General features: G+C 71.9%; 20 protein-coding genes. 12 read left to right on the top strand and 8 right to left on the bottom strand.

Annotation, left to right across the window (positions count from 1 at the left end; translation table 11 throughout):
- From bufB to WMF17_RS17795, 4 genes are all read left to right on the top strand, one after another.
- Window positions 1-858, top strand: coding sequence for an MNIO family bufferin maturase (gene bufB / locus WMF17_RS17810; protein WP_437603277.1), 858 nt, complete (start codon window positions 1-3; stop codon window positions 856-858).
- Window positions 842-1,717 (top strand): HvfC/BufC family peptide modification chaperone, encoded by an 876-nt coding sequence (locus WMF17_RS17805; protein ID WP_437650554.1) that lies wholly within the window; start codon window positions 842-844, stop codon window positions 1,715-1,717. Before bufB ends, WMF17_RS17805 begins: the two co-directional genes overlap by 17 nt.
- 9 nt (window positions 1,718-1,726) lie before the next feature.
- A complete protein-coding gene (locus tag WMF17_RS17800; protein WP_437603275.1) occupies window positions 1,727-2,158 on the top strand; it encodes a secondary thiamine-phosphate synthase enzyme YjbQ in 432 nt (143 codons plus the stop codon).
- 135 nt (window positions 2,159-2,293) lie between these two features.
- Window positions 2,294-3,046 carry a lysophospholipid acyltransferase family protein gene (locus tag WMF17_RS17795; RefSeq protein ID WP_437650553.1) on the top strand — a complete coding sequence of 251 codons (753 nt, stop codon included), beginning with the start codon at window positions 2,294-2,296 and terminating at the stop codon, window positions 3,044-3,046.
- Between the two features lie 34 nt (window positions 3,047-3,080).
- Here WMF17_RS17795 and WMF17_RS17790 read toward each other — a convergent pair whose 3' ends face one another.
- Complete coding sequence (locus tag WMF17_RS17790; RefSeq protein ID WP_437650552.1) at window positions 3,081-3,980, bottom strand: SGNH/GDSL hydrolase family protein; 900 nt, start codon at window positions 3,978-3,980, stop codon at window positions 3,081-3,083.
- Between the two features lie 148 nt (window positions 3,981-4,128).
- Between WMF17_RS17790 and WMF17_RS17785 the strand changes: the two genes are divergently transcribed.
- Together WMF17_RS17785 and dut are read left to right on the top strand one after the other, a co-directional pair.
- A complete protein-coding gene (locus WMF17_RS17785; protein WP_437603272.1) occupies window positions 4,129-5,508 on the top strand; it encodes a site-2 protease family protein in 1,380 nt (459 codons plus the stop codon).
- A gap of 49 nt (window positions 5,509-5,557) precedes the next feature.
- Window positions 5,558-6,013 (top strand): dUTP diphosphatase, encoded by a 456-nt coding sequence (dut, locus tag WMF17_RS17780; protein WP_437603271.1) that lies wholly within the window; start codon window positions 5,558-5,560, stop codon window positions 6,011-6,013.
- A gap of 61 nt (window positions 6,014-6,074) precedes the next feature.
- Here the strand turns inward: dut and WMF17_RS17775 are convergent, their stop codons facing one another.
- Entirely contained in the window at window positions 6,075-6,590 is a 516-nt protein-coding gene (locus WMF17_RS17775; protein WP_437651504.1) for a hypothetical protein, read from the bottom strand.
- Between the two features lie 430 nt (window positions 6,591-7,020).
- On the opposite strand from WMF17_RS17775, the gene WMF17_RS17770 reads away from it, so the two are divergent.
- Complete coding sequence (locus WMF17_RS17770) at window positions 7,021-9,762, top strand: phosphoenolpyruvate carboxylase (protein WP_437603270.1); 2,742 nt, start codon at window positions 7,021-7,023, stop codon at window positions 9,760-9,762.
- A gap of 154 nt (window positions 9,763-9,916) precedes the next feature.
- Window positions 9,917-11,116, top strand: a complete 1,200-nt coding sequence (locus WMF17_RS17765; RefSeq protein ID WP_437603269.1) for a 6-phosphofructokinase — start codon at window positions 9,917-9,919, stop codon at window positions 11,114-11,116.
- 224 nt (window positions 11,117-11,340) lie between these two features.
- Here the strand turns inward: WMF17_RS17765 and WMF17_RS17760 are convergent, their stop codons facing one another.
- Entirely contained in the window at window positions 11,341-12,348 is a 1,008-nt protein-coding gene (locus WMF17_RS17760) for an anion permease (RefSeq protein ID WP_437603268.1), read from the bottom strand.
- The gene (locus WMF17_RS17755) at window positions 12,345-12,962 is read right to left on the bottom strand and encodes a DUF47 domain-containing protein (protein WP_437650551.1); all 618 of its coding nucleotides are present in this window, start codon (window positions 12,960-12,962) and stop codon (window positions 12,345-12,347) included. Before WMF17_RS17755 ends, WMF17_RS17760 begins: the two co-directional genes overlap by 4 nt.
- Window positions 12,963-13,093: 131 nt before the next feature.
- Between WMF17_RS17755 and WMF17_RS17750 the strand changes: the two genes are divergently transcribed.
- Window positions 13,094-14,893 (top strand): ATP-binding protein, encoded by a 1,800-nt coding sequence (locus WMF17_RS17750; RefSeq protein ID WP_437650550.1) that lies wholly within the window; start codon window positions 13,094-13,096, stop codon window positions 14,891-14,893.
- 37 nt (window positions 14,894-14,930) lie between these two features.
- Here the strand turns inward: WMF17_RS17750 and WMF17_RS17745 are convergent, their stop codons facing one another.
- Both WMF17_RS17745 and WMF17_RS17740 read right to left on the bottom strand, forming a co-directional pair.
- Window positions 14,931-15,422, bottom strand: coding sequence for a hypothetical protein (locus WMF17_RS17745; RefSeq protein ID WP_437650549.1), 492 nt, complete (start codon window positions 15,420-15,422; stop codon window positions 14,931-14,933).
- Window positions 15,423-15,649: 227 nt separating this feature from the next.
- A complete protein-coding gene (locus tag WMF17_RS17740; RefSeq protein WP_437650548.1) occupies window positions 15,650-16,162 on the bottom strand; it encodes a peptidylprolyl isomerase in 513 nt (170 codons plus the stop codon).
- Window positions 16,163-16,341: 179 nt separating this feature from the next.
- Here WMF17_RS17740 and WMF17_RS17735 point away from each other — a divergent pair, with 179 nt between their 5' ends.
- Window positions 16,342-16,992 (top strand): hypothetical protein, encoded by a 651-nt coding sequence (locus tag WMF17_RS17735; protein WP_437650547.1) that lies wholly within the window; start codon window positions 16,342-16,344, stop codon window positions 16,990-16,992.
- Between the two features lie 401 nt (window positions 16,993-17,393).
- On the opposite strand, the gene WMF17_RS17730 is transcribed toward WMF17_RS17735, so the two are convergent.
- A complete protein-coding gene (locus WMF17_RS17730; RefSeq protein ID WP_437603262.1) occupies window positions 17,394-19,304 on the bottom strand; it encodes an OmpA family protein in 1,911 nt (636 codons plus the stop codon).
- Window positions 19,301-21,292: an outer membrane exchange protein TraA family protein gene (gene traA / locus WMF17_RS17725; protein WP_437651357.1), complete on the bottom strand. Its 1,992-nt coding sequence runs from the start codon at window positions 21,290-21,292 to the stop codon at window positions 19,301-19,303. Before traA ends, WMF17_RS17730 begins: the two co-directional genes overlap by 4 nt.
- 527 nt (window positions 21,293-21,819) lie before the next feature.
- Here traA and WMF17_RS17720 point away from each other — a divergent pair.
- Window positions 21,820-22,638, top strand: coding sequence for an SDR family NAD(P)-dependent oxidoreductase (locus tag WMF17_RS17720; protein ID WP_437650546.1), 819 nt, complete (start codon window positions 21,820-21,822; stop codon window positions 22,636-22,638).
- Between the two features lie 554 nt (window positions 22,639-23,192).
- A complete protein-coding gene (locus tag WMF17_RS17715) occupies window positions 23,193-24,422 on the top strand; it encodes an SBBP repeat-containing protein (protein WP_437650545.1) in 1,230 nt (409 codons plus the stop codon).
- Window positions 24,423-24,429: the final 7 nt, after the last annotated feature.

The raw sequence follows: 24,429 nt of genomic DNA, 5'->3' as shown, positions 1-24,429 counted from the left end.
ATGGCGAACCTCGAACGCATGCGGCTCGGGCTCCCCGACCTCGGCGTCGGCGTCGGGCTGCGCATCCCGCACTACCGCCACATCTTCGAGCACCGGCCGCGGGTCGACTGGTTCGAGATCATCAGCGAGAACTTCATGGTCGACGGCGGCATGCCGCTCGCCAACCTCGAGCGCGCCCTCGCGAGCTACCGCCTCGTCCAGCACGGCGTCTCGCTGTCGATCGGCAGCACCGATCCGCTCGATTTCGACTACCTGCGCCGGCTCAAGGCGCTCGTCCGCACGGTGCGCTCCCCCTGGGTGAGCGATCACCTCTGCTGGACCGGCGCGCACGGGCTCAACCTGCACGACCTCTTGCCCCTGCCGTACACGGACGAGGCCGTGCGGCACGTCGCGGCGCGGGCGCGCGTGGTGCAGGACTTCCTCGAGGTCCGGCTCGCCCTCGAGAACGTGTCGAGCTACCTGACCTTCACCTCGAGCCGCATGAGCGAGTGGGAGTTCCTCTCGGCGGTCGTCGAGGAGGCCGACTGCGGCATCCTGCTCGACGTCAACAACGTCTACGTCTCCTCGTACAACCACGGCTTCGACCCGGGCGCCTACGTCGACGGCGTGCCGCACCACCGGATCGTGCAGGTCCACCTCGCCGGGCACACGCACCACGGCAAGTACATCCTCGACACCCACAGCGATCACGTGGCCGACGCCGTGTGGGCGCTGTACCGGCGCGCGCTCGTCCACACGGGCGACGTCTCGACGCTGATCGAGTGGGACGACGATCTGCCGGCGTTCGAGGTCCTCGCGGCCGAGGCGGAGAAGGCGCGGGCGATCCGCGAGGAGGTGGCGCGTGCGCGCGCCGCCTGACGCCGCGCCCCCGGCCGGGCTCGCCTCGCTGATGGGCGAGCTCACCCGCATGTTCACCGCCGGCGCGCCGCTCCCCGGCGACGCCGAGCTCGCCGGCAGGTGCCGCGAGCTCGTCGCCGGGAACGAGCGGCTCACGCCCGCCGAGCAGGCCGACATCTACCGGCGGCAGTTCTGGCTGCGCCACCGCGACGCCCTCCGCGAGGACTACCCCGCGCTCGCGCACGTCCTCGGCGAGGACGGCTTCGACGCGTTCTCCCGGGCGTACCTCGCGGCGCACCCGCCCGCGAGCTTCAGCCTGCGCGACCTCGGGCGCCACGTCGCCGGCTTCGCGGCCGCGCACGAGGCGTTCCCCCCCGCCCTGGCGGAGCTCGCGCGCGAGGTGGCGCGCTACGAGCACGCGCTCGTCGATCTGTTCGACGGCGCCTCGCCGCCGCCGCTCGATCCGGCGAAGGTGACGGGCATGCCGGAGGAGGGCTGGTCCACCGCCCGGATCGTCCTCCACCCGCTGCTCGCGCTGATGCAGCTCCGCTACCCGGCGCACGTCCTCCGCAGCGATCTCCGGCAGGGCAGGTCGCCGGCGCTGCCCGCGCCCCGCGCCGTCCGCCTCGCCGTCTTCCGCAGCGCCGCCGATCTCACGATCCGCTACGAGGAGCTCGAGCCCCCGGCGTTCGCGCTCCTCGAGGCGCTCGGGCGGGGTGTGCCGCTCGTCGCGGCGTGCGAGGCGGTGGCGGCGGGCGAGGCGGCGGACGAGGCGGCGGGCGTGATGCTCGGCGCGCGGGTCGGCGCCTGGTTCCAGCAGTGGACGAGCTGGGGGCTCATCGCCGACGTCGTGCGGTGCTCCGGCGCCGAACGCGGCTAAGATGGCGCGGTGAGCACCATCGTTCAGCGCACGCTCGAGGTCCGCACGAGCGGCCGTGGTTTCGTCGACATCACGCGCGAGGTCGCGCGCGTCGTCGCCAGCGCCGGCGTCGACGTCGGGCTCTGCGCCGTGTTCCTCCAGCACACCTCGGCGAGCCTCGTCATCCAGGAGAACGCCGATCCGGCCGTCCTCCGCGATCTGGAGCGCTGGATGTCGCGCCTCGCGCCGGAGGGCCGCGACTACGAGCACGACGACGAGGGCCCCGACGACATGCCAGGTCACCTCCGGAGCGCCGTCACCCGATCGAGCGAGGTGATCCCGATCTCCGGCGGCCGCCTCGCGCTCGGGACATGGCAAGCCCTGTATGTCTGGGAGCACCGTAGTTCTCCCCACGCGCGCCGTGTGGTCGTGACCGTAACCGGCACCACAGCTGCGGGTTGAGTGGTATACTCCAGGGGTTCGACTCCTGGATGAGCTCGGCGCCCCCCGAGGGCTGCTCGTCCGCCGCGCGCGGCAGGGCCTGCCCGCGGGGCGAGCGCACCACGCGACCCCTCACCCTTCAGCGGAAACAGAGCGATGAGCCTTCAGACGACGTTCATGGGGATCCTCGACACGGCCCGGATCTGCGTCCCGACCGTGGTGGACGCGGTGATGGGGCGCGTGACGCTCGAGCGCTGCGATGAGCGGCTGGACTGGTGGGCGCGCAAGGTCCTCGAGGACGCCGACGTGGATCTCGTGGTGCGCGGGCGTGAGCATGCCGCCGGCATGCGGCCGTTCGTTGTGATGTCGAACCACCAGAGCCTCTTCGACATCCCGGTGGTGTTCCGCGCGATCCCCGGGCGGCTGCGGATGATCGCCAAGAAGGAGCTGTTCAGCGTGCCGATCTTCGGCCAGGCGATGAAGGCGGCCGGGTTCATCCGGATCCACCGGGGCAATCACGTCCAGGCGAGCGCGAGCCTGCAGGTCGGCGCCTCGATGCTGCAGGACGGCACCCGGGTCTGGATCGCCCCGGAGGGCACGCGGAGCAAGACCGGCGCGCTCCTGCCGTTCAAGAGCGGGGGCTTCCGGATGGCGATCGAGACGAACACGCCGATCCTGCCGGTCGCGATCGACGGGACGCGCCACGTGCTGAAGGCGAAGGATTTCGTGGTGCAGGAGCACCACCGGGTGGTGGTCACGATCATGCCGCCGATCGATCCGGCGCCGTACGGCGCGGGCGGCCGCAGCCGCCTCATGCGGGACGTGCGCGCCGCGATCGCGGGAGCCCTCGGACACGACCCGGGGTTGATCCACCGGGGGGTGGGGGTCGCGACGTCGTCGCCGCCGTAGGGCGTCCGGCATCGGTCGCCCGGGCCTCTTAGATTCAGAACCTCTCTGCTTGCGGCTCGGATTGCCGCTCGGATCGCCGCTCGGACGCCGTCCCGCCCTGCTGGAGCGCGCTCTCCGGCGGCTGCGCCCTGGAGCGGTGCTCCTCCGGCGGAGGGAGCCGGAGCGACCAGGGGCTGCGCCTCGCCGCCGGGTCGCCCTCGTCCTCGCCGGGCGGAAGGTGCTCCGCCATGAGCCAGGACCAGAAGGCGTCGGCCCAGCGCGCGCCGCCCACCTCGTTCGGGTGGATCTTGTCCTTCTTGCGCGGGAGGGGGCCGGGGACCAGCGCGTCGGAGTCGAAGAAGCGGCACGGGGCCGAGTTCGTCCGGATCACGTCGATGATGCCGGTGTCCTTCCGCCAGAGCGGAGGGGACACCCACACGCACGGGCGGCCGCCGATCGCCTTGACGATCCGCCGGATCGCGCCGGCATGGGCCGGGGGGTTGACGTTCTCGACCTCGTTCGCACCGAGGCTGATGATCACGAGGTCCGGCTGGTAGTTCGCGACCAGGAGCTCCATCCGGGAAGCCCAGGTCACCGTGTACGAGCTGGTCTCCGCCTTCACCGCGTAGCGCACGCGGTGCTCCTCCATCCGCGGACGGAGCGCCTGGGCGAAGCCCGCCAGCGCGAACGAGTCGCCGATGTGGAGGACCGCCGTGTTGGGCGGAACCGTGAACGCCGGCGGCGCGACGGGCGGCGGCGCGACAGCAACCCCGGACGGCGCGGGCGGCGCCGCGGCCTCCTGGAGGCGGTCCGCGGCCGGCGCGGCCCCGGACGGCGGCGCCCCGGCGGGCCCCCCCGGCGAAGACGGCCCGGGCGGCGGCGCGGCGCCGCACGCCAACCCCGCCGCGGCCACCCCGGCGAACGCCCACCTCCCGACCCGGATCTCCCTGCCCATGCTCGCTCCCACGGCCGCGTCCAGCGGGCGGCCGGAGGCGCCGGAGGGGCACGCAGCCGCGCGAAAAGGTCGCGCGGCGCACTCTAGGGCAGGGCGCGTCCGCACGGCAATCATTGAGCGGAGGGCTCCCAGGCCTTATTAGATGCGCATGAGCTTCCGTCTGTTTGGAGTCTCGGTCGACGTCCAGCTCGGGTTCTGGCTCTCCGCCGCGCTGCTCGGGTACGGGATCGTGGCCAGGGAACATTACCAGCAGTTCCTCGTGTGGATCATCGTGGTCTTCCTGTCGGTCCTGATGCACGAGTTCGGTCACGCGTTCGCCATCAAGCGGCACAAGATCGAGCCGGAGATCACGCTGCACTTCATGGGCGGGACCACGACCTGGCGGTCGCTCCTGCCGCTCGGGCGGCTCCAGCACATCCTGATCAGCCTGGCCGGCCCCTTCGCCGGATTCCTCGTCGCCGGAATCCTGCACGTGGTGCTCCTCTACGTGCCGGGGCTCTCGGCCCTCCCGGTCATGGTGCTGCACGGGATGGAGACGCTCATCCAGGTCAACGTGGTCTGGGGCATCCTCAACCTGATCCCGGTGCTCCCGTTCGACGGCGGCCACGTCCTCGAGCACGCGCTCGGCCCGCGGCGCGGCCGGCTGACGGCGGCCATCTCGGGCGTCGCCGCCGTCCTCCTCGCCATCCTCTTCCTGCGCATGGGGTTCTTCTTCTTCTCGTTGATCCTCGTCATGTCGGCGTTCCAGAGCCTGCAGCGGTTCCGCAGCGAGCCGGCGGCCTCGTCGCCCGCGATGAACCGCCGGCGCGCCGCGCTCCACGAGGAGCCGGTGCCGCCCGAGACGGCGGCCCTGCTCCAGCGGGCGCGCCGGGCCGTGGAGGGCGAGCAGACGGGCGAGGCGATGGCGCTGGCGAACGAGGTGCTCGCGCAGTCCCCGGCGCCGCCGAAGCACGCGCTCCGGGAGGCGCACGAGCTCATCGGCTGGTCGCACCTGCTCCTCGGCGACGCCAAGCGCGCGGGGGAAGCGATCGCGCAGGCGCGCAAGCACGGCGAGCCGGATCCGGCGCTGGTCGGCGCGGTGCACCTCGCGCTCGGGGAGCTGAAGCAGGCGCGCAAGGCGCTCGAGGCGGCCCGGGAGGCCGGCGACGACCGGAAGGAGGTCGCGGGACCGCTGATCCGGGTGCTCGTGGAGCTGGGCGAGGTGGCGCGGGCAGCGGCGGTCGCGCTCGACATCGTGGAGCAGCTCTCGGAGGAAGACGCGCGGCGGATGGCGGAGATCGCGTTCGCGCACGGCGCGTTCGACTGGTCGGCGCGGCTCTACGAGGCGATCTTCCGCCGCGCGGGCAAGAGCGAGGACGCGTACGGCGCGGCGCGCGCGAGCGCCAAGGACGGGAACCAGGAGGCGGCGCTCGATCTGCTCCGCCGCGCGGTCGCGGCCGGCTTCTCGGATCGGGCGCGGGCGTGGTCGGACACGGCGTTCGAGGCGCTCCGCGGCTCGGCGCTCGAGACGGTGCTGCCGCGCCCGTGATCCGAAATCCCTGACGGGATCTCCGGCGCGCTGGACTAGGCTCCGGCGCGTGCGCATCCAGGTATCTTTCCTCCGGGTGGGACCGGTCGAGGTCCCGCCGCCCGCCTACAAGTCCGAGGGAGCCGTCGGGCTCGATCTCTGCGCCGCCGTCGACGCGCCGGTGACGCTCGCGCCGGGGGAGCGGAAGCTCCTGCCCACGGGCTACGCCGTCGCCCTCCCCGACGGCCACGAGGGGCAGGTGCGCCCGCGCTCCGGGCTCGCGCTCCACCACGGGATCACCGTGCTCAACTCGCCCGGCACCATCGACCCGGACTACCGCGGGGAGATCAAGGTCGTCCTGATCAACCTGGGCGCGGATCCGTTCACCGTGAACCGGGGCGATCGGATCGCCCAGCTCGTGATCTGCCCGGTCGCCCTCGCCGACGTGGTCCTTGTCTCCGCGCTCGCGCCGACGGCGCGCGGCGCAGGCGGCTACGGATCGACGGGCGTGCGCCGGGAGCCGTAGGTCCGCACGCCGCCCCATCGCGCGTCGCCGAGGTCCTGGGATCGCGCGGCCACGGTGCGCGCTACCGATCCGACGCGAACAGCCGGACCACGGCGATCCCGATCCCCAGGACCACGAGGCCCACCGCGAGGTGGAGGAGCCGGAGCGGGCCCACGCCGATGCGCTGGCCGTCGACGAGCAGCGACGCGGCCCCGAGATCGAGGAGCGTGATGACGACGGCCGCGCCCGCGAGCCGCACCGGCAACGCGAACATGGCCATGAGCTCCGCCGTGCTCAGGCTGTGGCGCGCGGGCGCGCGGTCCATCAGCGGGGGCGGCATCCTGGACGGCGCGTGGGACGGCCTCGCGAAGGGCGCGGGCGCCGGGGGAGACCAGTCGAGCGCGAGCGGCACGACCGGCTCGGTGGGCAGGCTGTGCGACGGGAGACGGCCGCTGCGCTCCGGCGGATCGCCGTGCGGCGAGGGGCGGCCGCCGCGCTGCTCCGGCAGCTCGACGCCGAACCCTCCTTCGGCGACGACCCGCTCCACCTTGAACGCCCCCTGGGTCGTACCGACGATCCCGAAGACGTCATCGGCCATCCGCCGGAGCGGACACGAGCTCGACGCGGCTTCGAAAGGCCCGGAAGCGTGGGCTTCGCAGGGGCACCCACCTCCCCCTACCCTACCTACCCGGCGCGTACCAGGAGCGCCTCCGAGAGCCGGGGCTCCCGCCCACAAACGTCGGCTCTCGCCCCGCCGCGCGCACCCGCTCCGAGCGCGCTGCCGGAGAGACATCGGGGCGAGAATGCAAGAGAAAAAGAGCAATCATTTGGATGACTTCTGCCATCACATAAAATCTTTCCTCTCAGCAAAACTGGGCCCCCGGCTCTCGTCTCACAGGCTCTCCCGCTGCCGCCCCACCCACAGATTCCCACCCCCACCACCACTCGTGCCCCCGGAAGCGCCCTGGTCGTCCGCCCAGGCCACACTCGGTGGTCCGTTTTACGCCGCGTCGCGCTAGGCTCGCCGCATGCCACCGCGTCGCCGTGAGGTCGATCGACCTCTTCGTAAAGAAGTTCGCCTGCTTGGCCGCCTGCTCGGTGAAGTGCTGATCGAGCAGGAGGGTGAAGAGCTCTTCGCACTCGAAGAGCGTATCCGCACGCTCGCCATCCGCCGGCGCCGCGGCCCGAGCGACGGGCGCGCGCACGCGTCCGCGGAGCTCACGAAGCTGCTCGCGAGCCTGCCGCACGATCGCATCGAGCCCGTCATCCGCGCCTTCACGGTCTACTTCCGGCTCGTCAACCTCGCGGAGCAGCACCACCGCATCCGCCGCGCGCGCGCCTACGCGAGGGACCCCGACGCGCGCCCGCAGCGCGGCTCGCTCGAGGCCGCGATGCGCACGCTCAAGGACGCGGGCGTCCCCGCGGAGCGCGTGCGCGCCGCGCTCCGCACGCTCGACGTGACGCTCACGCTCACCGCGCACCCGACCGAGGCCGCGCGGCGCACCGTCCTCGAGAAGCTCTACCGCATCGCGAAGAACCTCGAGGAGCACGACCGCTGCCAGCTCACGCCGGACGAGTCGGCGAGCAAGCTCGCCGAGATCCGCGAGGAGATCACCGCGGTCTGGCAGACGGACGAGGTGCGCCGCGACCGGCCCACCGTGGGCGACGAGGTGAAGAACGTCGCCTGGTACATCGAGGAGATCCTCTGGGATCTGCTCCCCGATCTCCCCGCCGCGATCGGGCGCGCGTTCGAGGCCGCGTACGGCGAGCCGCTCGCCGCCGAGATCGTGCCGCTCCGCATCCACTCGTGGGTCGGCGCCGACATGGACGGCAACCCGCTCGTCGTGCCCGCCGTGCTCGAGGACGCGCTGTTCGCCTACCGCGTCCGCGGCCTGCGCCGGCTCATCCGGGCGACGCGCGAGCTCGGCGGCGCGCTCTCGCAGTCGCTCCGCCACGTCACGCCGCCGGCCTGGCTGCTCGCCTCGATCGAGGAGGACGCCGCCGCGATGCCCGAGGTGTCCGCGCACTTCGGGCCACGCACCGAGGGCGAGCCGTGGCGCCGCAAGCTGCGGTTCATCGAGGCGCGCCTCACCGCCACGCTCGAGCACGCCGAGCTCGGCCGCGCCGAGGCCCGCGCGCGCTCGGGCCAGGGCCCCGCGCGCGAGGGGCGCGCGTTCGTGCGCCCGGAGGAGCCGACGCTCGCCGTCCCCTACAGCGAGCCCGCGGAGCTCGAGCGCGATCTCGCGCTCGTCGCCGACAGCCTGAAGGCCGCGCGCTGCGCGCACTCCGGCGAGCGCCGCGCGCGGGCGCTGCTCTCGCAGGTGCGCGCGCTCGGGTTCGCGCTCGCGGAGCTCGAGATGCGCGCCCCCGCCGAGGACGCGCGCGCCGCGGCGGCCGACGTCGCGGCGGGCCGCGTCGAGCCGGCGCAGATGGGGCCGGAGGCGCGCCGCGTCTTCGAGGCGCTCCAGCGCATCGCCGCCGCGCAGCGCGACGGCGGCGAGTCGGCCTGCCGCACGCTCGTCCTGTCGATGACCCAGAGCGAGCACGACATCCTCGCCGCGCTCGCGTGCGCGAAGGCCGCCGGGCTGTGGGACGAGGCCCGCTCGTGCGCGCGCATCGACGTCGTCCCGCTGTTCGAGTCGCTCGGCGCGCTGAACGACAGCGCGCGGATCCTGCGCGCGCTGCTCGCGCACCCTTCGTATCGCCCGCACGTCCTCGCCCGCGGCGTGCAGGAGGTGATGATCGGCTACAGCGACTCCGGCAAGGAGGTCGGCCTGCTCGCGGCGAGCGCGGCGCTCCGGCGCGTGCAGGAGATGCTGCCGAAGATCGCCGCGGAGGCCGAGCTGCCGCTGCGCGTCTTCCACGGCCGCGGCGAGTCGGTGGCGCGCGGCGGCGGCCCGGCGCACCAGGCGCTGCTCGCCCTGCCGGCCGGCAGCGTCGGCGGCCGCTACAAGGCGACGGAGCAGGGCGAGGCGCTCGACCACAAGTACGCGCGCCCCGAGCTCGCGATGCGCACGCTGGAGCTCATGCTGAGCGGCGTCCTCCTGCACACGCTGGGCGCGCAGCCGCGGCCGCCCACCGCGTCCGAGCTGCGCTACGCCGCCGCGTTCGACGAGCTCGCCGAGTCGGGCCGGCGCGTCTACCGCGCGCTCGTCTGGGAGGAGCCCAGGTTCGTGGAGTTCTTCACGGCGGTGAGCCCGATCGACGAGATCGCGCGCCTGCCGCTCGGCTCGCGCCCGAGCAAGCGGCGCGCGGGCGGCCTGGAGTCGCTGCGCGCGATCCCGTGGGTCTTCGCGTGGACGCAGAACCGCGCCATCCTCCCGGGGTGGTACGGCGTCGGCAGCGGCCTGGAGGCGATGGGCCAGCGCCCCGAGGGCGCGGAGCTGCTGAAGGAGATGATGGCGTCGTGGCCGTTCTTCCGGGCCGTCATCGACAACGTGGAGATGGTGCTCGCGAAGGCGGACATGGCGATCTTCGCTGGCTACGCCGAGCTCGCGCCGGCCGCGGCGCGGAAGGCGGTCGCGCCGCGGATCATCGCGGAGTACCGGCGGACGCGGTCGTGGCTCAAGCGGCTCACGGGCAACCGGCGGCTGCTCGAGGGGAACCCGACGCTCCAGCGGTCCATCTCGCTGCGCAATCCATACGTCGATCCTCTTTCATTCCTGCAAGTCGAGCTCCTGAGGGCGAGCCGCGGCGGGGACTCCGGGTGCGATCGTTCGCTCCTGCTCACGCTGAACGGCATCGCCGCCGGCATGCGGAACACGGGCTGATCGTCGCGCTCGTCCAGGCCGCGTCGCCGCGCGACGCGTCGAGCGCCACGCGGCGCGGCACGATCATTCAACGCCGGGCGTCGTCGGGCGACTGCATCGAACGCGTGACAATCGCTCGGCCAACGCTGGCGCCGCGTGGTAGAAGGCCGGCTCCATGACCAGCATCGTCGAGTTCGGACGTCCCGACACCCTCCCGGCATCGGACAAGCGCCTGCTGCTCGTCTTCGACGGCGGCAATGCCCCCGGCTACTCCTCGGTCGCTGTCGCGCTGACCGAGGAGGCGGCGCGACGAGGCTTCGAGGTGTGGGCCGCGATCGAGGGCTTCCGCTCCCTGACCGCGGACGCGCGCACGCAGCCCCAGTTCGAGCGCCTCATCATGAGCCGCCGCCAGCGCTACTCCCTGCTCGCGCAGGGCATCCCGGCGCGCTCGATGGGGCGCCGCGTGCTCGACGCCGGCAGCGATTTCCGGAGCGAGCGCTACAGCGGCTTCCTCGATCGCGCGCGGCGCAAGCAGGCCGCCGTGACGTTCAAGGAGCAGGGGTTCACGCACCTCATCTGCGTCGGCGGCAACGGCACGTTCGAGGGCATCAAGGCGTGGCTCGACGAGTTCGAGGTCCGCCCGCAGTCCGGCTTCGTCAACGTCTCCATCGACAACGACCTGGAGGGCGATCGCGCGATCGGCTTCCTGTCCGGCGTGGAGACGGGCGCCAACATCGCGCGCGGGCTCTACGAGGACGCGTACACGCACAAGCGCATCTACCTCCTCGAGATGATGGGCAACCGCAGCGGGCGGCACGCGCTGCACTGCGCGGTGGCGGCCCGGGCGCACCTCATCGTGCTCCCCTTCTTCCGCTTCCCCCAGGACGTGCTGAGCGAGCTCGCCGAGAGCCTCGGGCGCGCCGACTACGCGCTCGTGATCGTCGCGGAGGGCTACGAGGCCGAGCGCCGCCGCATGGAGCACCCCGGCGTGTCGGCGAGCGTGTTCCTGAAGCAGCAGCTCGAGGGCGCGGGGCTCCGCGACTCCTCGGAGAAGCGCGTCATCGCCGAGCCGTTCAGCCGCTACATCCGCGGCATCCGCCCCGCCTTCCTCGACGTGTCGGCCGCCTTCCTCAAGGCGTCGCTGCTCCTCTCGGCGTTCGATGAGGGGCGCACCGAGGTGATGCCGTACGTGCTCGCCGCGAACGACGTCGGCGTGCTGGATTTCGCCTCCATCCGCCGCGAGGACGGGGTCGAGCGCGCCTTCCTGCCGCTGCTCGACCGGCTCGACCTGCAGCGCTTCAAGACCTGGATCCTCGACCACTTCGTCAGCCTCGGGGCCAACCGCCCGAGCCGCGCGCCCGCGCCGCTCGGCTGAGCGGGGTGGTGGGGGCATTTGCCCAGAGAGATGTCACATGAAGGCGGGAAGGCGGGAAGATCATTGATGATTTTCTTCCCGCCTTCCCGCCTTCATGTTCAATGACCCCACCACCCTGAGCTGGCACGGCTTAGCCGCGCCAGCTCAGGCGACCGCGGGTCGTGCTCACATCGCCGGCCGCCACGCGCGCGGCGAAGGCGCGCGCGTGGCGCTCGGCCGGGCGGTCAGGGCTCGCCGCTGATCATGCGCGCGATGGTGTAGACGGTCGCGGAGAGGATGGCCGAGGCGGGGATCGTGAAGATCCAGGCCCAGACGATGCGGCCGGCGACGCCCCAGCGGACGGTGGAGAGGCGCCCGCTCGTGGCGCCGACCCCGACGATCGCGCCCGTGATCGTGTGGGTCGTGCTCACGGGGATGCCGAGCGCCGTGGCGCTGAACAGCGTCGCCGCGCCGGCCGTCTCGGCCGCGAAGCCGCCCACCGGCTTCAGCTTCGTGATCTTCATGCCCATCGTCCTCACGATGCGCCAGCCGCCGGAGAGCGTGCCGAGGCCCATCGCGGCGTGGCAGACGAGCACGACCCAGAGCATCGGCTTCGGATCGTCGCCGCCCTGCTGGATGCCGGTGGAGATGAGGAGCGCCGTGATGATGCCCATCGTCTTCTGGGCGTCGTTGCCGCCATGCCCGAGCGAGTAGGCGGCGGCGGAGACCAGCTGCAGCCGGCGGAAGCGGGACCCCACCTTGCCGGGCGTCCAGCCCCGCGCGAGCACCCGGATGGCGTGCATGAGCGCGAAGCCGATGATCGCGCCGAGCAGCGGCGACACAAGGATGAACGCCGCCGTCTTGCCGAAGACCGTCGCGTCGAGCACCGACAGCCGCTCCGCGCTCTTCACCGCGGCCCCCGCGAAGCCGCCCATGAGCGCGTGCGACGACGACGACGGCAGCCCCCACCACCACGTGAGCAGGTTCCAGATGATCGCGCCGAGCAGGCCGCCCAGGATGACGTTCGGGGTGATGAACGCCGGCTCGACGCCCTTCGCGATGTTGCGCGCGACCGTGGGCTCGAACAGGGCGAACGCGATGAAGTTGAAGCTGGCCGCCCAGATCACCGCGGTGCGGGGCGACAGGACGCGCGTCGAGACGATCGTCGCGATCGAGTTGGCGGCGTCGTGAAAGCCGTTGATGTAATCAAACACCAGCGCGATCACGAGGATGGCGAGGATATAGGTCGTCATGCGTGCTCGAGCACGATGCCCTCGATGATGTTTGCGACGTCCTCACAGCGGTCGGTCGCGCTCTCCAGGAGGTCGTAGATGTCGCGCCACTTCATCACGAGGAGCGGGTCGTTCCCCTTCTTGAAGAGCGCCGCCAGCGCCGTGCGATAGTGCCCGTCGGCCGTGTTCTCGAGCTTGTTGATCTCGACGCAGAGCTCGAGGAGGTGCGGCTGCCGCTTCAGGTCCCGGAGCGACTGGACCGCCGAGCTCGTGACCGTGCACGAGTCGACAACCGCCTGCGCGAGCTGCCGCGCCTCCGGCAGCGTGTCGCCGACCTCGAAGAGCACGAGCCGCATGCTCGCCGCGTCGATGCAGTCGAGCACGTCGTCGAGCCTCGTGATGAGCGCGTGGATCTCCTCGCGATCGAGCGGGGTGATCCAGGTCTGGTGGAGGGCGGCCAGACATCCGTGGGTGATCCTGTCGCCTTCGTCCTCGAGGTCGGAGATGCGCTTCGCCAGCGCCGGTGCGTCGGCGGGCCGGTCGAGCATCTCCAGGAGGAGCTCGCTCGCCGCGACGCTCCGCTGCGCGTGGTTGGCCAGCGCGTCAAAGAAGACGGCATCACGGGTCAGTCCCATGCAGCGGGGCGTTTACCCGTCTCCGCGCATCACGTCAACGAGTCGTCACGAAGCAGACAAAACCAGGTAACATCATCCTATTCGCCCCGTCGCGCACGTGGCGCGCGCCGGGCGCTCGGCACGCGGGTGACATGGGTATTCGGAGCAAGCTCATCGCGTTCGCCGTGGGGATCGCGGTCCTCGCGGCGGTGGTGTTCGACGGCTACGTCGTGAAGACGCTCGGCGCGGAGCTCGGGGAGCACACGGAGGCCGATCTGGCCGCGCGGACGGCGCTCGTCACCGAGAGCGCCGCGAGGGCGGTCGACCTCGCGGCCGAGGCGCCCGCGCTCGCGGAGGCGCTGTCGGCGAGCGCGGGGGCGCGCGTCACGTTCATCGATCCGAGCGGCGCGGTGCGGGGCGACTCGTCGGTCGCGCCGGAGCGGCTCGGCGAGCTCGAGGCCCACGCGACGCGCGACGAGGTCGCCGACGCGCGGCACCACGGCGCAGGGCGCAGCGAGCGCGTGAGCAAGACGACGCGGATGCGGATGCTCTACGCGGCGCGGCGGCTCGACCGGCCGGACGGGCCGTGGGTCGTGCGGCTCGCGTTCGAGCCGATCGCGATCGATCGCAGCCTGTCCGCCGCCCACACGCGCGTCGTGGAGGGCACGATCCTCGCCCTCGTGCTCGCCGTGGGCGCGGCGCTCGTCGGGGCGCGCGCGCTCTCCGGGCGGCTCGTCTACCTGACGGGCATCGCGCGGGAGATGCGCGCCGACCTGAGCCGGCGCGCGCGCGTGCAGGGGCGCGACGAGATCGCCGCGCTCGGCGGCGCACTGGACGACCTCGCCGAGAGCCTGGAGCGCTCGCGGCGCGAGCTCGGGGGCGAGGGCGAGCGGTTCGGCGCGGTGCTCGAGTCGATGCGCGAGGGCGTGCTCGTCACGGACGAGCGGGGCGACATCACGCTGGTCAACCCGTCGCTCTCGCAGCTGCTCGGCATCCGCGGCGACCCGGTCGGGCGCCCGCCGATCGAGGTGCTCCGCTCCGCGAGCCTGCACGAGCTGATCGAGGAGGTCTCGCTCGCGCGCGCGGCGGCGACGCGCGAGATCCAGATCGCGCCCGCTGCGCCGGGCGCGGCGGGGCCGCCGGGGCGCCGGATCTTCCTCGTGAACGCGGCGCCGCTCGCGCTGCCGGCGCAGGGCCGCGGCGCGGCGGGGGTCGTCGCCGTCTTCTTCGACGTGACGGAGCTGCGGCGCATCGAGGGGCTGCAGCGCGACTTCATCGCCAACGCGTCGCACGAGCTGCGCACGCCGGTCGCGTCGATCCGCGCGAGCAGCGAGACGCTGCTCGGCGGCGCGCTGGACGACGCGGGGGCCGCGCGGGATTTCGTGGAGGTGATCGAGCGGAACGCGGCCCGGCTGCACCGGCTCGTGAACGATCTGCTCGACCTGTCGCGCATCGAGGGCCGCGAGCGGCCGCTGTCGCCGGGCACGCTCGATCTCGCGGTGCAGGCCGAGGCGGCGGTGGCGCTCCTGCGCGGGCGCGCCCTGGAGAAGCGGAGCGAGGTGATCGTCGAGGTCGCGCCGGACACGCTCGTCGCGGCGGATTCGCGCGCGCTGGATCAGGTCCTGACGAACCTCGTCGACAACGCGATCCACCACACGCCGGAGGGCTCGCGCGTGGAGGTGCGCGCGAGGTCCGTGAACGGGCGCGTCATCCTGGAGGTCGAGGACGACGGCCCGGGCATCGCCGCGGTGCACCAGGGTCGCGTCTTCGAGCGGTTCTACCGCGTGGATCCGGGGCGCTCGCGCGCCTCGGGCGGCAGCGGGCTCGGCCTGTCGATCGCGAAGCACCTCGTCGAGGCGATGAGCGGCGACATCACGGTGGCGACCGGCGACGCGGGCGGCGCGCTCTTCCGGGTGACGTTGCCGAGCGCGGCGGACGGCGCCCAGAGGTAGCCCGGGCGCCGCGCTGCCGGCCTCGCGGGGCGGGCGCTCACGGCGCGCAGGCGGTGCGGCAGTCGTCGAACGACTTCTGGCACGCCGCCGGATCGGCGATCTTCGGCAGGCCGCCGTCCGCGGGGAACTGCGGCGTGAGGCAGGTCTGGAGGATCGACTGGCACTTTGTGGCGCACGCCGCGAGCTTGCCCGAGAGCGCCCCCGCGTCGGGCGTGGCGCTCGCGCCCGCGTCCTTCGGCGCGCCGCCGTCGCCGCCCTCCAGAGGCGCGCCCGCGTCCGTCTTGGCGCCCGGCGCGGCGGGCTGCGCCGGGGGGGCCTTCGCGGTCGCCGGGGGCGCGATCGGGGTCGGCGTCGCGGCGGGCACGGTCCCGGTCGCCGCTGGCAGCGACGCCGTCGCGGTCGGCGCGGGGACGTCGGTCGGCGCGGGGGCCACCTCCTCGAGGTCGTCGCTCGACTTGCATGCCGCGATCAGCAGCGCTGGCGAGGCGATCATCACGGCGATGGCAACGACGAGCTTGTGGGCGCGCATGGGTGCTTCATGCTGCGCCTCCGCCGAGAAGGCAACCCTCGCGCGAGGCGCGCGAGGTGCTGGGCCGCGCGCGCGGCGCTCCGATCGACGTGCGGGATCTGGAAGGCGCCCCGGGCCGGCGTGGGATTCACCCCGTCGGCCGGCAGGCGCCAGAGGTAGCGTGTCGCGGCGCGATATCGAGGCGCGCGCAAAGGGGTTTCGACAGGGCCCAGCGCTCGGCAGGAGGGCTATTCGGTCCTGAAGATCACGTGGAATCCATGGCGGGTCTCCACGACGTCGCTGAGCTGATGGAGGTCGAGATCGAACGCGGCGTCGCCGAAGGGCGGCAGGACATCGGCGCGCTCCACGGTGCCGAGCGAGCCGCCGCGCGACGCAGCGCCCGCCTCCTCGCTGTACTCCGCCACCACCTCGTCGAGGTCGGCGCCGCCGCGGATCTTGTCGCGCGCCTCCATCGCGCGCAGGCATGCCTCCTCGCGCGTGCGCGTCGCGCCCTCGGCGCGGTCGGCGCCGGCGTAGCGGACGAGGACGTGCTTCACGCCGATGCGCGACGGCTCGTCGGCGCGGGCTTGCCGCTTCGCGTTGGCGACCGCGAGGCATGCGGCGGCGCTCGGGGCGCTCGCCTCGGCGGGGGCGGCCTCGCCCGGAGCGGCGCCCGGAGCGACCTGGGGCGCGCCGCACGCGGCGGCGAGCGCCGCGCCGAGAAAAAGGGCGAGAGGAGAGCGTCTTTCGGGCGGGCGCATCGTCCGCGAGCATAGCCAGGCGTTCACGAGATCGGAACATGGGGCGTGTACGCGGCGACGCGCCGGGGGTCTACCTGCCAGGGGGCGCTTGCTGCCAGGGGGCGGCGGTCCTGCGGATCGGCAAGGGTCGTGATGCGCGGGGTTTGCATCGCCCGTCGCATCGCTGGTAAGAAGGCATCATGCAGCGCCTCCTCCTCTCGGCGGCACTGGGTGCCGCGCTGATCGCCGGTTGCAGCACCCCCTTTCGGGACAAACGCACGCCTTCCGGCGAGTTCTGCAGCGACATGCACGTGGTGCCGGCAGGTCAGCTGCCCGATCGCGAGTACCATCGCCTTCAGCCCATCGCGAGCGATCCTGAGGCCCGGACGGAGGCGGAGCGCCTCGAGTCGCTCCGCAAGGCCGCGTGCGGCGTCGGCGGCGATGCGGTCATCGAGGCGGTCAACGAGGAGATCCGCACCGAGGACGGCCGTTATGCCAGCGTCGCGAGCGGGACCGCGGTGATCTGGGTCCGGCGCACGGACGGCGAGGCGAAGCCGCTGACGTTCCATCCGGCGACGAAGCCCGCCGAGCCGGCGGCGCCTGCCGAGCCGGAGGCGCCGCCCCCGGATCAGGCTGCGCCTCCCTCGGACGAGCCGTACGAGGACGCCCCTGCGCCTGCGGCCCCGGCTCCTCCGGGCAAGCCTGGACAGCCGGCCAAGCCAGGTGCGAAGCCCTCGTCGCCGGCCGCCGCCGCGGCCTCGTCGGCCAAGCCTTCCTCGCTCACCCCGCCCTCATCGCCCACCCCGCCCTCGTCGGCCAAGCCCTCGTTGCCGGCCGCGCCGAAGAAGTAACGCGACACGGCGCTGCAAGGCCGCTGCGGCTCGGCGCTCGATCTGCCCTGTCCTCCGCGAGACGCGCGGAGGGTGGTAGGCCGCGCGTCTCGCGTGGACAGGGCTCCGATCCGAACAGCCCCATCGACCTCTGCGACCTTACAGAGGCAGTGTTCTTCGCCGGTGTAGACAAGGTAGCTGGAGAACAGCCCCGTCGACACCCGTAGGCCCACGGGGACCGTGTTCCTCGCGCGGCGCGGGGAGGGCCGATGTCCGAGCCCAATTGACAACGCTCCTCCGGCGTAGCTGGAGGAGCGTTGTTTCAGGCGAGTCCGGCGGAGCCCCCGCGCCGCGCGAGGAACACGGTCCCCGTGGGCCGGGCAATCTGGCGCGCTCGCCCCCCTGGGTCGACGCTCTCCTGGCTAGCGAGCCCCCGGAGCGGGCGCGGTGCCTCTCGGCGGCGCCGCCGGCGGCTGGCTCGACGAGGAGGGCGCCGGCGGCGCGGGGCTTCCGGATCGCGGCAGCACGCCCGATTTGCTCGGGAGCCCCCCCGCCTCGCCGCGGTTGGGCAGCGGCCCTGCGCCGCCGGGCACCCCGCCTGCCGGCGGAAGCGCGGAGCCGCCGCTCGGCAGCACGTTCGACTTGAGGACCCCCTGGCCAGGCAGCGTCCCCTGGGTCGGCAGCGTGCCCTGCGTCTTCTGCGGCAGCAGCCCGCCCGACGGCAAGATCTGCTCGCTCCCCTCGGGCGAGCCGGTGAGCGGCTTCGGCCCCGCGTTGCCGTAGCGCAGGATGCGGAAGACCACGCGCCGGTTCTTCGACGTCATGAACTGGCAGTCCGGCGTCAGCTGGTCGTCGGGCCCGACGCAGCCGGCGTCGTCGTAGATCGGCTGCGTGTGCCCGTAGCCGACCGCCTGGAGCCGCGAAGGATCGACGCCCTTCGCGATCAGGTACGCCATGACGCTCGCCACGCGGCGCTGCGACAGGGCCATGTTGTACACGTCGGTCGCGCGCACGTCGGTGTGGCCCTCGATCCGCACCTCGCGGATGTCCGGGTTGTCGACCAGCACCTGCGCGACCGCCTCGAGGGTCGGGTTCGAGTCCTCGAGGATGATGTCCCTGTCGGTCGCGAAGTGGACCTGCTCGGTGATCACGATCTCGTCGCCCTTGATGAAGGCGAGCGGGCAGCCGTTCTTGCCGTGCGGGCCGGCGGGCTTGTCGGGGCACTGGTCGTCGCGATCGAAGATGCCGTCGCCGTCGGTGTCCAGGTCCGGACAGCCGAAGTTCTCGGGGCTCCCCGGCACGTCGGGGCAGCGGTCGGCCGCGCCGATGAGGCCGTCGCGATCCGGATCGTCGTTGTCGCGCTGCTGCAGGCGGTTGATCTCCTCCTGCTCCTGGGACGTCTTCGGCTGCCACGTGATGACGTTGAAGAAGCGGATCGCGGGCGCGCCGAAGCCGCACGCCGCGCCGAAGCTCCCGCCGAAGGTGATCGTGATGCCGTGCTTTGTCTGCCAGCGCAGGCCGAGGAGCGCCTCGGCGGGGATCTGCCCGGGGTCGTCGGGGTAGCTCGAGAGCGACGGGTAGCCGTACACCTCGCCGATGACCGACAGGCCCCAGCGCTGCACCACGTACTGCTCGGCCGCCACGCCGAACTGCGCCATGTCGCCGACGCGCACGCCCGCGAACTGGTTGTCGGGCCGCAGCCAGATGCCGGCGTTCGCGGCGAGGAGCAGCCCGAAGTTGAACCTGTAGTCGGCGATGAGCGTCGCGCCGCCGCTCAGCGCGCCGTCGCTGGCGAACGCGTTCTGGTCGCCCGTGGGGAAGTTGAGGTTGCCCGAGATCGCCATCCCGAACCCCTCCTTGACCTGCTCCTTCCGGTTCAGGTACGGGAGCGAGATCTTCGTGGAGAGGCGGAGATCGCCGACGGTGGTGCTCTTGACCGACCCCTCGGTGCCGAACCGGCGCATGTTGCCGCCCTCCTGGAAGAGGATGAGCGGCATGGCCATCGTGACGTCGAACACGTCGAAGAAGCCGATGCCCGCGAGCAAGGCGAGCTCGAGGCGCCCGGTGATGGCGTTGACGGCCTTGTTCGTGTCGTCGCCCGCGAGGAAGAGCACGAGCGGGTCGGCCGCGATGTCGCTGTAGAGGCCGATGGTCGGGGACAGGTTGCCGATGACCTCGGACTTCTGGACCATCACGAGGTCGCGCGGGGCGGCCGCCGGTCGGAAGACCTGGGCGTCGAAGCGCCCCTCCTCGGCGAGCGCGGGGCGCTCGGTGACCGTGGCGGCGAGCGCGAGGGCCGCGGAGAGCGCGAGGAGGTGCGGACGCTTTTTCACGAGGCACCTCGGCCGTACCGCCGGCGCTGGCGTTCGAGCAACGCGAGCATCGCCAGGGCGATGATCCCGAACGGCCGCGGATCGGCGTTCCTGTCGCCGACGACCGAGACGCTGCAGATCTCGGCGAGGGTGCCGCCGCACGCGACGTTGTCCGGCATCGGGCCGAGCGCGCACTCCTTGGCGTCGGCCTCGTCGGTCCAGCGGCAGTGCTCGTTGCCGAGGCAGTCCAGGTTCGATTTGCAGGAGATGTCGCAGGTGTTCGTCGAGAGGTCGCAGGTGTTGCCGCAGGGACACTGGGTGTCGGCGTAGCACTCGACGCACGCCTGGCCGTCGCAGTAGGGGGTGTCCTCGGCGCAGGTCGCCATGCACCCGGGGTCGCACTCGTGGGTCTCGGGGTTGCACGTCGTGCCGGCGCACTGCTCGTCCGAGGTGCAGCGCACGCAGGCGGCGGTCTCGGGGAAAGCGCCCATGCAGAACGGCGTGTCGCCGCCGCAGCTCTCGCAGCGCATCCCGCAGCGCCGGTCCTTGACGCACGTCTTGCACTCGCCGCTCAGGCAGTACTGCCCCTCGGCGCAGTCCATGTCGTTGCGGCACGCGGCGCACGCCGTCCCGACGGGCCCGGGGAGGCAGAACGGCACCGGGGGCGTCTCCGGGTCATTCGGATCCTCGGGGCGCATGCAGTCGACGCACCCTTCGCCGCAGCAGTTCGGCTGCGCGTTCGTCGGGATCTCGTCGACGCAGTGGCCCGTCGGGGTGTGGCACTTCTTGCCGTCGGGGCACTCCGCGTCGACGAGGCACTCGACGCACATCGCGACGCCGCCCGGCTCGACCGCGGCGCAGTTCATCTGCGTGCCGTTGATCCCGTTAGGGCAGCAGTTGCAGGAGTTGCCCGCGCACTGGTCGGCCGTGTCGCACGGGACGCAGGTGTGCTCGACGCAGATCTCGCCGCGCGCGCAGTCCGGGTCCTCCTCGCACTCGTACTCCTCCTTGCACTCGTGCGTCTCGGGGTCGCAGACGAAGCCCTCGCGGCAGTCGGCGGCGGTGCGGCACTCGGCGCACTGGCGGCTCCCGTTGAAATCGATGCAGAACGGCGTGTCGTTCAGGCAGCGCGAGCACGACTCGCCGCAGTGGAGCGCCGTGTCGCACGGGGCGCAGAGGGCGGCCTCGTTGCAGTAGTAGCTCCCAGGGCAGCCGTTGTTGTTGGGCTGGCCGACGAACCTGCGCTCGCACTGCTGGCACTGATCGAGATCGGGGAACGACGGGGAGCCGGCCAGCGTCTGGAAGAACTGCGTCGGCCGGAAGAGGGAGAAGCCGTTCTCGCTCAGCTTCTCGACGGGCGGCGTCTCCGCGGCGCGGTGGAAGTCCTCGAACTCACCGACGAGATAGGACATCTCGAGCGCCGCGTGCTCGGCGATCTCCGCGTAGAGGATCTCGAGCGGGTACAGGCCTGGCCTGCCGAAGGTGACGGTGTTCGTGAGGCGCCAGACCGGCAGGCCGAGCTCCGGCGGCCGGAGCAGGACCACCTTCTCGCTCGTGACGCCATCGTAGAACGCGAGGCTCACGGCATCGTCGGCGTACAGGCCGAAATGGACCGGCTTGCCGGCGAGCTCCTCCGTGACGGCCAGGAACCCGCGAAGACGGGAGCCAAAGACGATGCTCGTACGGTCAAGGCGATCGTCCCACGGGAAGCTGCAGCCGCCGATCCCGCAATCCGGCGATGTCCGCCTGAAGTCGCCATAACTCCGCGGCTCGTTATTGTCGCCGGCTGCGTCATTGTTGTTGCTCAGATCCAGGAGCGTTCGAATGACGTACTCGAGGCGATCTTCCTTGCGTCCGTCGATAAGTTCGTTGGTCTTTCCGATGAAATTTGGCAGGAAGGTCTCAATCGGCGGCTTGTCGGGGATGACCGACGCGGCGCAGAGACCGGTGCCCTCGACCTCCGGCAGCTCCTCGAGGGCGGGCGCTGAAACGACGACCGGCTGCTCCATCTGCGCGTGCGCGGGCAACGGCAACAGCGCACACAGGGCGGCCGTGGCCAGCGCGACGCCTCGAATGCGCATGGCTCGCTCGCGGGTCCTCAGCATCGCTCGCGGGTCCTCAGCATCGCTCGCGGGTCCTCAGCACCCGAAGTTAGAAGCACGCTTCCCAGGCTAGCCGCGGCGCCTCGCGTTCTGCAAGAGGAACGCGGAGAAACGCCCGCTCCCGATGTAGGGGACGGTCCTCTACCACCCGATGCTCTGATGCTCCCTGCGCATGGGACGGCTGGCGAACCGCGCGGTCGATCGACCGCGCCGCGCGGGACGGCACGGACTGTTGTGACGAGAACACCACGAGATCGGCGAGATCGACGTGCCGCGCCAATTCAGGGGCAAGCGCCGCATGACGCACACGCTGCGTCCTCACGGTCGTGCCGCGGTGCGGCGAACCGTGCGGCGGCGAGCGCCGTGGCGCGGCCGCGCGCCAGGGCCGACGGCCCGCTCGCGATCTCGGGCGAGCCGTCCTAAAGGATCGCGCCATGACCACAACCTCGGGTCTCGCCATCGTTACAGGCTCCTCGTCCGGCATCGGCGCGGAGCTCGCGCGGCAACTCTCGGCGCGCGGGCAGCCGGTGCTCGCCATCGGCCGGCGAGCGCACCGCCTGGAAGAGCTCTCCGCGCAGGCGCGCGCCGCCTCGCATGCGCCCATCCACCCTCTCGAGCTCGACGTCACCGCAGAGGGCGCAGGCGTCCTCGTGCGGGATCGAGCGCGCGAGCTGGGAGGGGCAGCCTGGCTGGTCAACAACGCCGGCACGACACGGTTCGGGCCCTTTCTGGAAGGCGATCCCGCTGAGCAAGCCATGCTGGTGCGGCTCAACTGCGAGAGCGTCGTCGCGCTGTGCGCGGCGATCGTCCCCGATCTCGTGGCGCGCGGCGGTGGGCGCGTGCTCAACGTCGCGTCGCTCGCCGCGTTCCAGCCGACCCCGGGGCATGCGGTCTATGGAGCGACCAAGGCGTTCGTGCTCTCGTTTTCCGAGAGCCTGTCCGTGGAGCTCGACGGGACCGGCGTCACCGTGACGGCCCTGTGCCCGGGGCCGGTGACCACGGAGATCTTCGACGCGGGCGCGCCCGGCGTGCCGCGCAAGAAGCCGCCGTTCGAGATCTCCGCCGAGGAATGCGCCGCGTACGGGATCGCGGCGGCCGATCGGGGTGACGTGGTCGCCATCCCGACCGCGCTGAGCAAGGCCACGGCCCAGCTCGCCCGCGTCCTCCCTCGCGCGGCGATACGCCGGCTCTCATCGCGAATAGGGCTCTCGTTCCTCGGCTATGGCGGTCTGCCGCGAGGTGCCCGAGGCTAGGACGAGAGCCCCGGCTCGTCCCGGCCGAGGCATCGGAACCAGGCCCCTGCGCGCCGCGTCGGCGTGGTAGCCTCCGCGCTGGCGTCGGCGCCCTCTCCTTGCGGCTTCCGGGCGCGCAGGAGCCCATGCAACGACAAGCACAACCTTACGCGCTCGGTTCCCTCCTCGGCCTGGGCCTGTGCGCCAGCGGGTGCGCGCTAGTTCTCGGTCTCGACGAGTTCTCCGACCAGGCTCCAGGCGGCACGGGGGGTGCCGAGGGTATGGGGGGCTCTGGCCGCACGGGTACCGGCGGCGCGGGAGGCACTGAGGATGAGGCCCCCGCATGCACGCCGGACGTGTCGGATGTGTGCTACGCCGGCCCACTGGGCACCAGGAATAGGGGCGCGTGCCGGGAAGGAATGCGCACATGCGGCGCCGACGGGACCTGGGGTGCCTGCGATGGTGAGGTCCTCCCCGCGGTGGAGCGCTGCGATGCAGCGGACGACGAGAACTGCGACGGCCTAGAGTGTATCGTGTGGGCGACCGCGTACGAGCAAACTGGAGACGTCCACCCCATGGGCATCGCGAGCGATGCCCATGGGAACGTGTTCGTCAGCGCCGCCTTCTTCAAGACGATCCGCATCGGCGAGGAGACCTTCTCGTCGGCCGATAGCACCGATGTGCTGCTCCTCAAGCTGAGCCCTGCCGGAGAGCTCCTGTGGGCCAAGCAGTTCGGGGACCTCAGCGCGGACAACCCGTGGGGTCTCGCCGTCGACTCCCGTGGAAACCTGGTTGTGGTCGGCGAGACGAACAGCGGGGCCCTCGACCTCGGCGACGGTCCGCTGCCAGCGGGGGCGTTCGTCGCCCAGTTCGACACGTCGGGTGAACACATCTGGAGCAAGGGCCTGAGAGGGAGCAGCAGGTTCACCGCGGTCACGATCGCTCCAGATGATGACGTCGTCGTGGTGGGACATTTCTACTTTCCAATCGATTTTGGCAGCGGTGCGATCGAGCCCGCCGGCGGCGCGGACATCATCGTGGCGAAGCTCGACGGTGCCACGGGCCTCGTGACCAAGCCGGGCTGTTGGACACGAAGGTTCGGCGACACGGGCTCCGACACCACCAGCGCCGTTGCGGTCGATGCCTCGGGGAACGTCTTCGTGGCTGGCAGCTCCGACGGGGAGATCGACTTCGGTACGGGTAGCCCGCTCTCCCTCGAAAAGAGGCATTTCGTCATGAAGCTGACGCCGAGCGGGAGGACCGGCTGGGTCACGAAGCTAGACGGATCGGGCCTCGTGTCCGCCTCTGGCCTCGCTGTGGACGCGTCGGGGCGTTCCGTTGTGGTGGGATATTTTTCGGGTGAGCTACGCGTGCAGAATTTCACTCTGACCGAAGCAGACAGCGACGACGCCTTCCTGGTGCAACTCGAGGCAGATGGCGCGGTTGGCTGGGTGCGCGCATTCCACGGCGCCGGCGCTCAAACGGCATCTGGAGTCGTCGTGGACCAGCTTGGCAATCTCGTCGTCCGTGGATCCGCCGAGAAACAGCTCGACCTCGGGGGCAACCCGCTCGTGGTAAACGACAACCCAGGCTTCATCGTCAAGCTGACGCGCGAAGCCGAGCTCGTATGGCGCCGCCTTCTGCCCGCGCAGACCAACGTGTCAGCCGTCGTCAGCTCCCCCACCGGTGAGACGCTCGTTGCGGGCTGGACCAAAGCGTTGGACGCCGATCTTGGTACAGGCCCCCTCCCCGGAACCGGCGACGGTTACAAGCAGCGCCTCGTCATCGCCAAGCTGGGTCGATGATAATCTT

The organism is Sorangium sp. So ce362, assembly GCF_051519845.1.
Classification (GTDB): Bacteria; Myxococcota_A; Polyangia; order Polyangiales; family Polyangiaceae; genus Sorangium.
Note: the sequence above shows the minus strand (reverse complement) of the source record. Positions and strands in the feature narration are given on the sequence as shown.